Origin of the sequence: Pseudorhodoferax sp. Leaf267 (assembly GCF_001422405.1) — a bacterium.
Lineage (GTDB): Bacteria > Pseudomonadota > Gammaproteobacteria > Burkholderiales > Burkholderiaceae_C > Pseudorhodoferax.
Map to the genome: position 1 here is coordinate 501,196 of NZ_LMMV01000021.1, position 14,697 is coordinate 515,892.

Consider the following 14,697-nt stretch of genomic DNA (forward strand, 5'->3'; position numbering starts at 1 on the left):
TCAGGGCGAGGCCGGCTGCGCTGCCTCGTCGGCCTGCACCATCTGGTCGACGGCCACGACGTCGTACTGCTCTGCGTCGAGAAACCGCTCCGCATAGCGCCGGTACACGCCTTCGCGCATGAACACGTCGAACAGGTCCGGGTCGATGTGGCCGCTCTTCTTGAAGCGCACCATGATCTCCAGCGCCTTGGACACCTTCATGCCCACCTTGTAGGGCCGGTCGACGGCCGTCAGGGCCTCGAAGATGTCGGCGATGCCCAGCATGCGCGCCTGCAGCGACATCTGGTTGCGCGTGAGGCCCTTGGGGTAGCCGCGCCCGTCCATGCGCTCGTGGTGGCCGCCGGCGAATTCGGGCACGTTGCGCAGGTGCTTGGGCCATGGCACCTGCTCAAGCATGCGGATGGTGGCGACGATGTGGTAGTTGATGATGTCGCGCTCCTTGGCGTTGAGCGTGCCGCGGCGGATCGACAGGTTCTCCAGCTCGTCGGCCGTCAGGAAGGGTACGACCTCGCCGTCCGGGCCGGTCCAGCGGCGCTGGGCCGACAACGCCTGCAGCCGCGCCAGGGTGCCGTCGTCGATGCGCTCGGCGCCCACGTTGAGACGGCGCACGAAATTGCGGTCGTCCTCCAAGGCGGCGCGCTGCGCTGCGCCCTCCTCGGCCACGCGCGCCTCGGCCGCGGCATCGGTGCGGGGGCGCAATGCCAGCTGGCGCTTGAGTGTCTCGATCTCGACGTCGCGCCGGGCCACCTCGAAGCGGGTATCGAGCAGCGCAATGCGGTCAAACAGGGTTTGCAGCTTGGTGGCTTTGTCGACCACATGGACGGGTGTGGAGATCTTGCCGCAGTCATGCAGCAAGCCGGCGATCTTGAGCTCGTAGCGGTCACGCTCGGTCATCTTGAAGCTGGCCAGCGGGCCCTCGGCCGTGGCGTCGACCGCATCAGCCAGCATCATCGTGAGCTCGGGCACGCGGTTGCAGTGGCCACCGGTATAAGGCGACTTGTCGTCGATCGCCATGTTGATGAGCCGGATGAAGGACTCGAACAACTCCTCCAGCTGGATGATCAGCGCGCGGTTCGACAACGCGATCGCCGCCTGGGACGCCAGCGATTCGACCAGGCGCTGGTCGGCCTCGGAGAAGGTGACGACACGGTTCAGGTCCGGCTCCTGCGCGTTGATCAGCTGCAGCACGCCGATCACCTCGCCGTCGTGGTTCTTCATCGGCACCGTGAGGAAGGATTGCGAGCGGTAGCCGGTGCGCGCGTCGAAGGCCCGCGTGCCGGAGAAGTCGAAGCCCTCTTCGGCGTAGGCGTCGGCGATGTTGACGGTGCGGTCGTGGATGGCGGCGTAGGTCGCCACCATGACGTCGTTGAACCCGCCGTCCGGATTGATCAATTGCAGCGGCGGGAAGTCGATGGACCGGCCGGTCGTGCCACCCAGGAACAGGTTCAGGGAGTTGGTGCGCATGATCTCGAAACGCAGCGCGCTGCCGTCCTCGGTCATGCGGTAGAGCGTGCCGCCATCGGCATGCGTGATGTTCTTGGCCGCGATCAGGATGCCTTCGAGCAGGGCATCGGTGTTCCGCTCCTTGGACAGAGCCGCGCCGATCGCATTGAGTTGGTCCAGCCGGGCAAGCAGGTCGCCCACGAGATCCATCGCCATAGTGTTCCTTGTCGTCCGGACCAACCGTTCACGTTGAACGACGTGATGTGGCCGGAATTTGAAACGTGCACTGTACCGTCGCCCACATCTCGTTACCATGCTCGCTCTGATCATTTCGGATGATGAGGCCGCCATGCCACCCAATGGGTTTTTCGCCCTGCCACTCATCCGGCGTCCGCTTCCGCCCGGCACGGCACGGCGGGCGCGCCATTGCTGACGGTTTCATGGCCAATCCACAAACTCCTCTGCCCTGGCTCGCGCCCGGCGACCGCCTGCCTGCGGTCAGCGGCGCATGGGGACCGCACGATCCCGCGCCAGGCCTGCTGGCGGCCGGCGGTAGCCTGGACGTGGAGAGCCTGCGCCTGGCCTATGGCAGTGGGGTGTTCCCCTGGTTCAGCGAGGGCCAGCCCATCCTGTGGTGGAGCCCGGACCCGCGCATGGTGCTGCACGTGGACGAGTTCCGGCTCCACCGCTCCCTGCGCAAAACCTTGCAACGCTTCGCGGCCCACCCGCGCTGCGAGGTGCGCATCGACAGCGCGTTCGGCGAGGTCATCCGCGCCTGCGCCGCCAGCCCACGCGACGGGCAATCGGGCACCTGGATCGTCGCGGACATGGTGCAGGCGTATGAGGCGCTGCACGCAGCCGGCGACGCCCACAGTGTGGAGACATGGGTCGACGGCCGGATGGTCGGCGGCCTGTACTGCGTGGCCCTCGGCCGGGCTGTGTTTGGCGAATCCATGTTCGCGCGTGCGACCGATGCGTCCAAAATCGCGCTGTCCGCGCTCGTCGCGCTGTGCCGCGCGCACGGCGTGACGCGCATCGATTGCCAGCAGAACACGGCCCATCTGGCCTCGCTGGGCGCGCGCGAAATCGCGCGATCGGACTTCACCCTGCAGCTGCAAAGGGACGCCGCCAAAGGCCCCCTGCGCTGGAGATTCGACCCCGTATACTGGCCCGCGTTGTTCTCCTCGCCGCCGGCATCAGCGTGACACACCTGAACGATCTCCCGCTGCAGACCCTGCAGTTCTATGCCACGGCGCCGTATCCGTGCAGCTACCTCGCCGACCGGCAGGCCCGCTCGCAAGTGGCCACACCGGGACATCTGATCCAGAGCGACACCTACTCCGAACTCGTCCAGAGCGGCTTTCGCCGCAGCGGCATGTTCACCTACCGCCCGCATTGCGACGGGTGCCAGGCCTGCGTGCCGCTGCGCGTGCAGGCCAAGGCCTTCGTGGCCGACCGCAGCCAGCGCCGCGCCTGGGCGCAGCACCGAGGGCTGCAGGCGCGCGTGCTCAAGCTGTGCTTCGTGCCAGAGCACTACCAGCTCTACCTGCGCTACCAGAACGGCCGGCACGCCGGCGGCGGCATGGACCACGACAGCATCGACCAGTACACGCAGTTCCTGCTGCAAAGTCGCGTGAACTCGCGCCTGGTCGAATTCCACGAGCCGGCCCAGGGCGACCAGCCTGAGCGGCTCAAGATGGTGTCCATCCTGGACATCCTGAACGACGGGTTGTCGGCGGTCTACACCTTCTACGAACCCGAGCCCCGGACCAGCTACGGCACTTACAGCGTGCTCTGGCAGATCGACCAGGCCCGCTCCATGGAGCTGGACCATGTCTACCTGGGCTACTGGATACGGCAAAGCGACAAGATGAATTACAAGTCCCGTTTCCGGCCCCACCAGCTGCGCATGGATGGGCGCTGGCAGGATGGCGCACCTTCATGAAGAAGAACGACCCGCAAACGCCGGCCGTGCCCACGGTGCAGGTGATCGAGCGCATGTTCGCGCTGATCGACGTGCTGGCCTCGCGCGAGGAAGCGATGTCGCTCAAGGAGATCAGCGAGAAGACGGGCCTGCACCCCTCGACCACGCACCGCATCCTGAACGACTTGGCCACCGGCCGCTTCGTCGACCGGCCCGAGGCCGGCAGTTACCGTCTGGGCATGCGTCTGCTGGAGCTCGGCAACCTGGTCAAGGGCCGGCTTAGCGTGCGCGACGCGGCGCTGGCGCCCATGCGCGAGCTGCACCGGCTGATTCAGCAACCCGTGAACCTTTCGCTGCGCCAGGGTGATGAGATCGTCTACATCGAGCGCGCCTTCAGCGAGCGCTCGGGCATGCAGGTGGTGCGCGCCATCGGCGGCCGGGCACCACTGCACCTGACCTCGGTCGGCAAGCTGTTCCTGGCGGCCGACGACCCGCAACGCGTGCGGGCTTACGCAACCCGCACCGGGTTGGCCGGCCACACCAAGAACAGCCTGACGCAGCTGCCCCTGCTGGAGCGCGAGCTCGCCACTGCGCGCCAGTCCGGCGTGGCACGTGACAACGAGGAACTCGAGCTGGGGGTGCGCTGCATGGCCGCCGGCATCTACGACGACCAGAGCCGCCTGGTGGCCGGCCTGTCGATCTCGGCCCCGGCCGACCGGCTCGACGAGAGCTGGCTGCCCAAGCTGCAGCACACGGCCGACGACATCTCGGCCTCGCTAGGCTACCGCGAGCACCGCAACCACCCTGCCTGAAAAGCAAAGGGCGGCATCGCTGCCGCCCTGTTCAAATGAGCCTGCGGGCTCGGTGCCGCTATTTCGTGGAAACGGGCAGCAGGATGGTGGTCGGGGACCCCCGCGTGGCCGTCGTCGGCGCAATGATCGCCGCGGCCGCGGATGCCTCCACCCACTTGCGCACGCGCTCGGCATCGCCCAGCCGGCTGAGTTTGCCGGCCGAATCAAGGAACACCATGATCAGCTTGCGGCCAGCGATGCTGGCCTGCATCACCAGGCACTGGCCAGCCTCGGAGATGTAGCCGGTCTTCTGCAGGCCAATGTCCCAGTCCGGGTTCTTCACAAGGCGGTTCGTGGTGTTGTATTGCAGGGTGCGCTTGCCCAGATCCACGACATGGCCTGGCGAGGTGGACAGTTCGCGGATCACGGGATCGCGGTATGCGGCACCAACCAGCAGGGCCAGGTCATGGGCGCTGGACTGGTTGTTGCTGGACAGGCCGGTCGGCTCGACATAGCGCGTGCCCAGCATGCCCAGAGACTGCGCCTTGGCGTTCATGCGGCTCACGAAGGTTGGCATGCCACCGGGGAAGGTGCGGCCCAAGGCGTGTGCAGCACGGTTTTCGCTGGACATCAACGCCAAATGCAGCAACTCACCACGGCTCAGGCTGGTGCCGACAACGAGACGCGAACGGCTGCCCTTCTCGGTGTCCACGTCGTCCTGCGTGATGGTCAGCATCTCATCCATCGGCAGGTTGGCTTCGGTGATGATGACGCCCGTCATGAGCTTGGTCAGCGAGGCGATCGGGAGCACGGCGCTTTCGTTCTTGCGCAGCAGCACTTCGTCGGTGTCCTGGTCGATCACCAGGGCCACGCTGGACTTCAGGTCCAGGGGATCGTCCACGGAGTGCAGGCCGGCGAGTTGGCCGAATGAAGGCCGAACCGGAATGATCTCGGCACGCGGCGTTGCGATCCGCTGGCGCCCCTCGATGCGAACCGTCACGGCGCGGCGCTTGGCCACCACCGTCTTGACGCCAGCGGCCTTGGAACCGCTGACCCTAGAACTGCTGACCTTCTTCTCGGCGACGACCTTCTTCTTGCGGGGCGCGGCATCGGCATTGGGCCAGGCCAGCACGAACAGGCATGACATCACGACCACACACTGAAGGAAGCGATGCAGGCTGAGGTTTTCACGAGAAGACATGCATCCACCTTGAGAAGTAATCACAGACGCGCGAGTGTATCGATGTCAAAAAGGATGCGCAAGATCAACGACTTGCACTGCCAACTTAAAGTCTGAGGACAGTCTCGCGTCGTATACAGACAGCCAAGAAAAAGCCGGCACCTCGGCGGTGCCGGCTTTTTGCAGCGGTCTGGCCGCGCTCAGCCTGCGGTGGCTTCCTCGGCCTCGGGCTTGGGCTTGCCTTCCTTCTTCGGCAGCGGCTGGATGTCCAGCTGCACTTCGCCAGTTTCCACACCCTTTTCATCCTTGCTCAGCACGATGTCGACGGTCAGTCGGCCACCGTCGATCAAGCGGCCAAAGAGCAATTCGTCGGCCAGCGCGCGCCGAATCGTGTCCTGGATCAGGCGCTGCATCGGCCGGGCGCCCATGAGCGGGTCGAAGCCCTTGCGGCCCAGGTACTTGCGCAGCGCGTCCGTGAACGTGACGTCGACCTTCTTCTCGGCCAGCTGCGTCTCGAGCTGCAGCAGGAACTTGTCCACCACGCGCAGGATGATGGTTTCGTCCAGTGCCTTGAAGCTGACGATGGCGTCCAGCCGGTTGCGGAACTCAGGCGTGAACAGGCGCTTGATGTCGGCCATCTCGTCGCCCGCTTCGCGCGGGTTCGTAAAGCCGATCGTCGCCTTGTTCATGGTCTCGGCACCCGCGTTCGTCGTCATGATGATGATGACGTTGCGGAAGTCGGCCTTGCGCCCGTTGTTGTCCGTCAGGCTGCCATGGTCCATGACCTGCAGCAGCACGTTGAAGATGTCCGGGTGCGCCTTCTCGATTTCGTCGAGCAGCAGCACGCAGTGCGGCTTCTTCGTGACGGCCTCGGTCAGCAGACCACCCTGGTCGAAGCCCACGTAGCCCGGAGGCGCGCCGATCAAGCGCGACACGGCGTGGCGCTCCATGTACTCGGACATGTCGAAGCGGATCAGCTCGATGCCCATGATGTAGGCGAGCTGCTTGGCCGCTTCGGTCTTGCCGACGCCGGTGGGGCCGCTGAACAGGAAGGAGCCGATCGGCTTGTCGCCCTTGCCCAGGCCCGAGCGCGCCATCTTGACGGCAGAAGCCAGCACGTCGAGCGCCTTGTCCTGGCCGAACACCACGCTCTTCAGGTCACGCTCCAGCGTCTTGAGTTTGCCGCGGTCGTCGTTGGACACGTTGGCGGGCGGGATGCGCGCGATCTTGGCAACGATCTCCTCGACCTCGGTCTTGCTGATGGTCTTCTTGCGCTTGCTCGGCGGCAGGATGCGTTGGGCGGCGCCAGCTTCGTCGATCACGTCGATGGCCTTGTCGGGCAAGTGGCGATCGTTGATGTACTTGGCCGACAGCTCGGCCGCAGCCTGCAGGGCCGCAGCCGCGTACTTGACGCTGTGGTGTTCCTCGAAGCGCGACTTCAAGCCCTTGAGGATCTCCACCGTCTGCTCCACCGTCGGCTCGACCACGTCGACCTTCTGGAAGCGCCGCGACAGGGCCGCGTCCTTCTCGAAGATGCCGCGGTATTCGGTGAACGTGGTCGCGCCGATGCACTTGAGCTGGCCGCTGGACAGCGCAGGCTTCAGCAAGTTGGACGCGTCCAGCGTGCCGCCCGAGGCCGCGCCGGCACCGATCAGCGTATGGATCTCGTCGATGAACAGCACCGCGTTGGGCTTGTCCTTCAGCGACTTCAGCACGCCCTTCAGGCGCTGCTCAAAATCGCCGCGATATTTGGTGCCGGCCAGCAGCGCGCCCATGTCCAGCGAGTAGACCTGTGCCTCGGCCAGGATCTCGGGCACGTCCTTTTGCGTGATGCGCCAGGCCAGGCCCTCGGCGATGGCAGTCTTGCCGACGCCAGCCTCGCCCACCAGCAGGGGATTGTTCTTGCGGCGGCGGCACAGGATCTGGATCACGCGCTCGACCTCGTACTCGCGTCCAATCAGCGGATCGATCTTGCCGTCCTTGGCGAGCTGGTTCAGGTTCTGCGTGAACTGCTCCAGCGGCGACGCCTTTTCGTTCTTCTCGCTCCCGCCCTCTTCGCTCTCGGCCGGCGACTCGCTGGCCTTGGTGGGCTCGGGCGGGTCGCTCTTCTTGATGCCGTGGGCGATGAAGTTGACCACATCCAGCCGCGTCACGCCCTGCTGGTGGAGGTAGTAGACAGCGTGCGAATCCTTCTCGCCGAAGATCGCGACCAGCACGTTGGCGCCGGTGACTTCCTTCTTGCCGCTGCCGGTGGACTGCACGTGCATGATGGCGCGCTGGATCACGCGCTGGAACCCGAGCGTGGGCTGGGTGTCCACGTCGTCCGTTCCCGCCACCTGGGGCGTGTTGTCTTTGATGAAGTTCGCAAGAGACTTGCGCAGGTCATCGATGTTGGCCGAGCAGGCCCGCAGTACCTCGGCAGCACTGGGGTTGTCCAGCAAGGCCAGCAGCAGGTGTTCGACGGTGATGAACTCGTGGCGTTGCTGACGCGCTTCCACGAAGGCCATGTGCAAACTGACTTCCAATTCCTGGGCGATCATGAAAATTCCTTTAACACCTTGCTGATAACGTGCGCTCTACATGGGTTTGGAGGATCGCTTTTCAACAGATCACTCCACAGGCTCGCTGACGCATTGCAGCGGGTGACCCGCCTGACGAGCCGCTTCCAGGACCTGGTCGACCTTCGTCGCCGCCACGTCTTTTGAATACACGCCGCACACCGCCCGCCCATCGAGATGGATCTTGAGCATGATCTGCGTCGCTGTCTCCCTGTCCTTGCTGAAGAATTCCTGGATCACGACGACGACGAACTCCATCGGGGTGTAGTCGTCGTTGAGCATCAGCACCATGTGCATCTGCGGCGGCTTGACCTTCTCGGTGCGCCGCTCCAGGACAACCGATTCACCGTCGTCCGGGCGCGAAGGCCTGACCTTCGGCTGTGCGGGCTTGGGAGGAATTTTGGTGGCCATGCGAAACATTCTATCGGTGCCTACCTGGGGTTGCAGCAAGGGGAATTCAAGCCGCGGCGCGGCCCGCGGCACTTGGTGTGTGGGGCCGTGCAGGAGTTCACGCGCGCCTTTTGGCGCCACCGCGCTAAACAGTGTCTGGGCCCTGCACCGCCACCACGATGGTCTGGTGCTGCCCGTCGCGTTCGCGCGTGCGCAACCACCACAGCGCACCCTTGCGCAGCGCCAGTTCCGGCGCCGACAGGCCCAGGAGCTGGGCCACGGTCTGGCCCAGGGTCGGCTGATGGCCGACGACCAGCACGGTGCCGCGGCCCTGCGGCCATTGGGCGACTTCCAGGAGCTCGGCCGGGGCTGCATCGGGCAGCAGCTCGTTGCGCAGCTTGTACTTGCGTCCCAGCGCATCGACGGTTTGCACCGTGCGCTGCGCCGGGCTGGCGAAGATGCGTGCGCCGTCCGGCAACTGGCGATCGAGCCAGGCCGCGACACGGCTGGCCTGCTTGTGGCCGCGCGCGGTCAGCTCGCGTTCCAGGTCGGTGCCATGGGCGCCTGGTTCGTGGGCCTCGGCGTGGCGCCACAGGATCAGGTCCATGTTCTGCCTCCGGAGCCGTTGCTCTCACTGGCCGGCGCAAGCGCCTGAACAGAGCTCTGCGCATAGCGCAGGGCCAACGCCCGCTGCGCACTGTGGTGCTCGTCCCGCGCGGCGTCCAGCGAACGGATGTAGCGACCGTCCGGCCCCAGATCCCATGCATCGCAGCCGTCGTGCAGATACGGCACCAGGCATTCGTCGACCACGCGCTGGCGCAGATCGGCGTCGGTCACGGGCCAGGCCAGTTCGATCCGGCGCAGCATGTTGCGGCTCATCCAGTCGGCGCTGGACAGGTACAGCTGCTCCTCGTCGCCCTGGCGGAAATAAAACACGCGCGTGTGTTCCAGGAAACGCCCCACGACCGAGCGCACGCGGATGTTGTCGGACACGCCGGGCACCTGGGCCGGCAGGATGCAGGCGCCGCGCACGATCAAGTCGATGCGCACGCCGCTCTGGCCCGCGCGCAGCAACGCCCGCACGAGTTGCTCGTCGGTCAGCGCGTTGGTCTTCACGATGATGCGCGCGGCCTTGCCCGCCGCCGCCGCAACAGCCATTGCGTCGACGCGCTCCAGCAGCGCCTTTTGCAGATGGAACGGCGCGACCAGCAGATGCGCCATGTGCGGCAGCCGGCTCTGCCCGGTGATGTGCACGAACACATGCTCCATGTCGGCCGTCAGCTTGGGATCCGCCGTGAAATAGCTGATGTCGGTATACAGACGGGCCGTGCGCGGGTTGTAGTTGCCCGTCGAGAGATGCCCGTAGCGCCGCAGCTTGCTGCCTTCGCGCCGCGTGATCAGCAGCATCTTCGCGTGGGTCTTCAGGCCCACGACGCCATAGACCACCTGCGCGCCGATGCCTTCGAGCATCTCGGCCCAGTTGATGTTGGCCTCCTCGTCGAAGCGCGCCTTGAGTTCCACGACGACCATGACCTCCTTGCCGCGCCGCACGGCTTCGCGCAGCAGGCCCATGAGTTCGGGGTCGCTGCCCGTGCGGTAGATGGTCTGGCGGATGGCCAGCACCTGCGGGTCCTGCACAGCCTCGCGCAGCAGGCCCAGCACCGCGTCGAAGCTCTCGAACGGCTGGTGCACCAGCACATCGCCCTCGCGCAAGCGCTCGAACATGGGCTGGTCGACCGGGAACTGCAGGGGCCAGACCGGCGTGTGCTCGGGAAACAGCAGCCGCGGCACGTTGGCCAGGTCGATCAGCTGCGTCAGCCGCGCCAAGTTCACCGGGCCGTGCACGCGGTACAGCGCCAGGTCCGGCAGCTTGAACTGGCGCAGCAGGAAGTCCGACAACTGCGCATCGCAGCTGGCCGAGACCTCCAGCCGCACGGCCTCACCGTAGTGCCGGTACTCCAGGCCCTGGCGCAGTGCGGTCCTCAGGTTGATGACCTCCTCCTCGTCGATCGCCAGGTCCGAGTGGCGCGTGACCCGGAACTGCGAGAACTGCCCGACGTCGCGGCCTGGAAACAGCTCGGAAAGGTGCGCGCGGATCACGCTGGTCAGCAGCACGAACAGGGTGCGGCCTCCGGTCAGCTTGTCGGGCAGGCGGATCAGCCGCGGCAGCACGCGCGGCACCTTCACGATGGAGATGTCGTTCTCGCGCCCGAATGCGTCGCGGCCCTTGAGTTGCACGATGAAGTTCAGCGACTTGTTGGCCACCAGCGGGAACGGGTGCGCCGGGTCGAGCCCCGTGGGCATCAGCAACGGCCGCACCTCGCGCTCGAAGTAGCTTTTGACCCATTGCCGCTGCGCCGCATCGCGCTCCGAATGCGAGACGATCTGGATGCTCTCGCGCTTCATGGCCGGCTGCAGCGTGTCGTTAAACAGCGCGTACTGCCGCGCGACGAGGTCGTGCGCCGCCTCGGACAACGCACGGAACGACTCCTGCGTGTAGGGGCCATCGACGACACGGCCATTCGCCGCATCCAGGTGCGTGGCGGCACGCACCTCGAAGAATTCATCCAGGTTGGACGAGACGATGCACAGGTAGCGCAGGCGTTCGAGCAGCGGCACGTCGCTGCGCTGGGCCCAGTCGAACACGCGCTCGTTGAACGCCAGGATGCTGTGGTCGCGGTCCAGGAACGTGACGGTGGGCGCCGCGCTGTCGGCGGCCTGCAGATCGGCGGAAAGGAGCATGGCTTTTGCGCCGGAGACAAGGGCCGGCGAATGTAAAGCCAGTTTGCGCGCTTTGCGTGACATTTTCATGACGTCGAGAAGTCGTCACGAAGACAGACTATTCGTACACGATGCCGGCCTGCCCTTCATGGGCCTGGGCGCAAAAGCCGGCCAGTGCTGCGTCGGTGGGGAAGAACTTGCTGTCTTCCAGCCGCACCACGTCTTCGGCCACGAACTCCGGGAACACCAGCGAGAACCGCACCGCCAGCCCGCGGACCAGCTCGCCATGCTCGGACTGCTCGCGCTGCGCCGGGAAGTCCTGCAGCAGCCGCTCGATGGACGGCGTCTTGTGGCCGTTCGTGCGGTCCACTTTGACACGCAGGAACTTGCCGAAGCGGCAGCGCGCAGCGGCCAGGTCCCAGATCTGCTGCACGGTCAACTGCAGGCCGCCGCTGAAGCGATCCGGCTGCAGCTTGCCCATGACGATGATGAGCTCGTCGTCCTTGAGCAGGTTGCGGTGCAGGTTGATCAGCGACTCATCGGCGCGCGCCTCGACCACGCCGGACTTGTCGTCCAGCTTGAACAGCGCGAGCTTGCCGCGCTGGCCGTTGATGACGCGCAGATCGGTCACGATGCCGGCGAACAGCTGCTGCTCGCGCGTGTCGATCAGGTCGTCCAGGCCGCGCTTGACGAAACGCCGCACCTCGCGCGCCACCTCGTCGAACAGATGGCCGGACAGGTAGAACCCCACGGCCGTCTTCTCGTAGACCAGTTGCTCCTTGATGCCCCAGGGCGTGGCATCGACGAGGTCCGGCTCCTGGTGGCTGGCCGCGTGCGAGTCCACCATGTCGAACAGGCCGACCTGGTTGGCGTTGGCCACGCTGGCAGCGGCGAAGTCGAAGGCCCGGTCGATCGAGGCAATCAGAGCCGCACGGTTGCGCTGCAGCGCGTCGAAGGCCCCAGCCTTGATCAACGCCTCCACGGTGCGCTTGTTCATGCGCGCGCGGTCCACGCGCAGGCAGAAGTCGAACAGGCTCTTGAACGGCCCTGCCACGTCGCCCGACGGCCCCGCGCCGCGGCCTTCGCGTGCCGCGACGATGGCCTCGATCGCGAGCTGGCCCGTGCCCTTGACGGCGCCCAGGCCGTAGCGGATGACCTTGTCGGTGACCGGTTCGAAGCGGTAGCCACCGCGGTTGACGTCCGGCGGCTCGAAGGTCAGGCCCATCTTGAGCGCGTCCTCGTACAACACCTTGAGCTTGTCGGTGTCGTCCATTTCCACGGTCATGTTGGCGCAGAAGAACTCGGCCGTGTAGTGAACCTTGAGCCAGCCCGTGTGGTAAGCCAGCAGGGAGTAGGCGGCGGCATGCGACTTGTTGAAGCCGTAGCCTGCGAACTTCTCCATCAGGTCGAAGACCTCGTCGGCCTTCTCCTGCGAGATGCCGTTCTTGGCCGCCCCCTTGCGGAAGATCTCGCGGTGCTCGGCCATCTCCTCGGCCTTCTTCTTGCCCATGGCCCGGCGCAGCATGTCGGCACCGCCCAGCGAGTACCCGCCCAGGATCTGCGCGGTCTGCATCACCTGCTCCTGGTAGACCATGATGCCGTAGGTTTCGCTGAGCATCTCGGCCACCATGGGGTGCGGATACTCCACCTCTTCGCGGCCGTGCTTGCGCGCGACGAAGCTGGGGATCAGGTCCATCGGCCCCGGCCGGTACAAGGCGTTCAGCGCGATCAGGTCTTCCAGCCGCGTGGGCTTGGCGTCGCGCAGCATGCCCTGCATGCCGCGCGATTCGAACTGGAACACGGCCTCGGTCTTGCCCTCCTGGAACAGCCGGTAGGTGGGCTTGTCGTCCAGCGCGATGTTCTCGTAGGCAAAGCCCTCCTGCCCCGGATGGCGCTTGACGATGAATTCGCGCGCGATCTCCAAAATGGTCAGCGTGGCCAGGCCCAGAAAGTCGAACTTGACGAGGCCGATGGCCTCCACGTCGTCCTTGTCGTACTGGCTCACGGCCGACTCACTGCCGGGCTGCTGGTACAGCGGGCAGAAATCGGTGAGCTTGCCCGGCGCAATCAGCACGCCGCCGGCGTGCATGCCGATGTTGCGCGTCATGCCCTCCAGCGCCTGCGCGTACTCGATGACGGTTTTGACGTCTTCCTCGTCCTGGATGCGCTGGGCCAGCACCGGCTCCATCTCGATGGCGTAGTTGTTCTTGTCGCCCTCCTTCTTCGTCTCGGGCGGGTACTGCAGCGTGACCGACATGCCGGGCTTGTTCGGGATCAGCTTGCTGATGCCATCGCAGAAGGTGTAGCTCATGTCCAGCACCCGGCCCACGTCGCGGATGGCCGCGCGCGCCGCCATGGTGCCGAAGGTGGCGATCTGGCTCACGGCCTCCTTGCCATACTTCTGCTTCACGTAGTCGATCACGCGGTCGCGGTTGCCCTGGCAGAAGTCGATGTCGAAGTCGGGCATGGACACCCGCTCCGGGTTCAGGAAGCGCTCGAACAGCAGGTTGTACTGCAGCGGATCCAGGTCGGTGATCTTGAGCGCATAGGCAACGAGCGAGCCAGCGCCCGAGCCCCGGCCCGGTCCCACCGGGCAGCCGTTCTGCTTGGCCCAGATGATGAAGTCGCCCACGATCAGGAAGTAACCCGGAAAGCCCATCTTCAGGATCGTGTTGATCTCGAACTCCAGCCGCTCCACATAGCGCGGGCGCTCGGCGTCGCGTTTGGCCACGTCGGGGTACAGGTGCGCCAGGCGGTCTTCCAGCCCCTCGTGCGAGACGTGGCGGAAGTACTCCTCGGTGTTCATGATCCGGCCGTCGACTTCGGGGATCGGGAAGTTGGGCAACTGCGGCTTGCCCAGCACCAGCGTGAGGTTGCAGCGCTTGGCGATCTCTGCCGTGTTGGCGATGGCGGAAGGGATGTCGGCGAACAAGGCCTCCATCTGCGCTGCCGACTTGAAGTACTGCTCGCGCGTGAAGCGGCGCACACGCCGCTGGTTGCTCAGGATCTCGCCATCGGCAATGCACACGCGCGCCTCGTGCGCCTCGTAGTCACCCTCGGCGGTGAATTGCACGGGATGCGTGGCCACGACCGGCAGCTTCAGGCGTGAGGCCAATGTGACGGCGGCCACGACATGGGCCTCGTCGTCCGGCCGCCCGGCGCGCTGCACCTCGATGTAGAAGCGATGCGGGAACACCCCCGCCAGTTGCAGCGCCACGGCCGAGGCGCGGGTCGCGTCGCGCTGCACCAGTGCCTGGCCCACCGCGCCGGACTGCGCGCCCGACAGGCACAGCAGCCCCGCGCCCAGCTCCTGCAGCCAGGCCAGCTTGACGACCGCCTGGTTCTTGACGATGTTCTGCGTCCAGGCCCGGGCCAGCACCTCGCACAGGTTCAGGTAGCCCTGCGTGTTCTGCACCAGCAGCAGCAGGCGTGAGGTGTTGCCGGGCTCGGCGCCCAGACCTTCGACCACGATCTCGGCGCCGATGACGGGCTTGACGCCCTTGCCGCGCGCGGCCTTGTAGAACTTGATGGCCCCGAACAGATTGTTGTAGTCGGTGATGGCCAGGGCGGGCTGGCCGTCCTTGGCGGCGACGCCGACCAGGTCGTCGATGCGGTTGGTGCCGTCGACGACGGAGAACTCGGTGTGGATGCGCAGGTGAACGAACATCCAGTGATTCTAGGAGCCCGCCC

Annotated in this window: 10 protein-coding genes; 3 read left to right on the forward strand and 7 right to left on the reverse strand. The window is 65.8% G+C overall.

The window, feature by feature from the left end; all coding sequences use genetic code 11:
* Complete coding sequence (locus ASF43_RS19380) at positions 1 to 1,659, reverse strand: HD family phosphohydrolase (protein ID WP_082497982.1); 1,659 nt, start codon at positions 1,657 to 1,659, stop codon at positions 1 to 3.
* A 224-nt stretch (positions 1,660 to 1,883) separates the two neighbouring features.
* Between ASF43_RS19380 and aat the strand changes: the two genes are divergently transcribed.
* The 3 genes from aat to ASF43_RS19395 are packed head-to-tail and all read left to right on the forward strand — an operon-like array spanning position 1,884 to position 4,179.
* The gene (aat, locus tag ASF43_RS19385; RefSeq protein ID WP_056184374.1) at positions 1,884 to 2,648 is read left to right on the forward strand and encodes a leucyl/phenylalanyl-tRNA--protein transferase; all 765 of its coding nucleotides are present in this window, start codon (positions 1,884 to 1,886) and stop codon (positions 2,646 to 2,648) included.
* Positions 2,645 to 3,388 (forward strand): arginyltransferase, encoded by a 744-nt coding sequence (locus tag ASF43_RS19390; RefSeq protein ID WP_056184376.1) that lies wholly within the window; start codon positions 2,645 to 2,647, stop codon positions 3,386 to 3,388. Before aat ends, ASF43_RS19390 begins: the two co-directional genes overlap by 4 nt.
* The gene (locus ASF43_RS19395; RefSeq protein ID WP_056184378.1) at positions 3,385 to 4,179 is read left to right on the forward strand and encodes an IclR family transcriptional regulator; all 795 of its coding nucleotides are present in this window, start codon (positions 3,385 to 3,387) and stop codon (positions 4,177 to 4,179) included. The genes ASF43_RS19390 and ASF43_RS19395 overlap by 4 nt, the downstream gene beginning before the upstream one ends.
* 58 nt (positions 4,180 to 4,237) lie before the next feature.
* Here ASF43_RS19395 and ASF43_RS19400 read toward each other — a convergent pair whose 3' ends face one another.
* From ASF43_RS19400 to dnaE, 6 genes are all read right to left on the reverse strand, one after another.
* Complete coding sequence (locus ASF43_RS19400) at positions 4,238 to 5,359, reverse strand: serine hydrolase (protein WP_056184380.1); 1,122 nt, start codon at positions 5,357 to 5,359, stop codon at positions 4,238 to 4,240.
* A gap of 179 nt (positions 5,360 to 5,538) precedes the next feature.
* On the reverse strand, positions 5,539 to 7,878 hold the full coding sequence (clpA, locus tag ASF43_RS19405; RefSeq protein ID WP_056184382.1) for an ATP-dependent Clp protease ATP-binding subunit ClpA: 2,340 nt from the start codon (positions 7,876 to 7,878) through the stop codon (positions 5,539 to 5,541).
* 69 nt (positions 7,879 to 7,947) lie between these two features.
* On the reverse strand, positions 7,948 to 8,307 hold the full coding sequence (clpS, locus tag ASF43_RS19410) for an ATP-dependent Clp protease adapter ClpS (RefSeq protein ID WP_056184632.1): 360 nt from the start codon (positions 8,305 to 8,307) through the stop codon (positions 7,948 to 7,950).
* A gap of 124 nt (positions 8,308 to 8,431) precedes the next feature.
* Positions 8,432 to 8,893 carry a histidine phosphatase family protein gene (locus ASF43_RS19415; RefSeq protein ID WP_056184384.1) on the reverse strand — a complete coding sequence of 154 codons (462 nt, stop codon included), beginning with the start codon at positions 8,891 to 8,893 and terminating at the stop codon, positions 8,432 to 8,434.
* Positions 8,884 to 11,028 carry a polyphosphate kinase 1 gene (gene ppk1 / locus ASF43_RS19420; RefSeq protein WP_082497983.1) on the reverse strand — a complete coding sequence of 715 codons (2,145 nt, stop codon included), beginning with the start codon at positions 11,026 to 11,028 and terminating at the stop codon, positions 8,884 to 8,886. The genes ASF43_RS19415 and ppk1 overlap by 10 nt, the downstream gene beginning before the upstream one ends.
* Positions 11,029 to 11,125: 97 nt before the next feature.
* Positions 11,126 to 14,674 (reverse strand): DNA polymerase III subunit alpha, encoded by a 3,549-nt coding sequence (gene dnaE, locus ASF43_RS19425; RefSeq protein WP_056184387.1) that lies wholly within the window; start codon positions 14,672 to 14,674, stop codon positions 11,126 to 11,128.
* Positions 14,675 to 14,697: the final 23 nt, after the last annotated feature.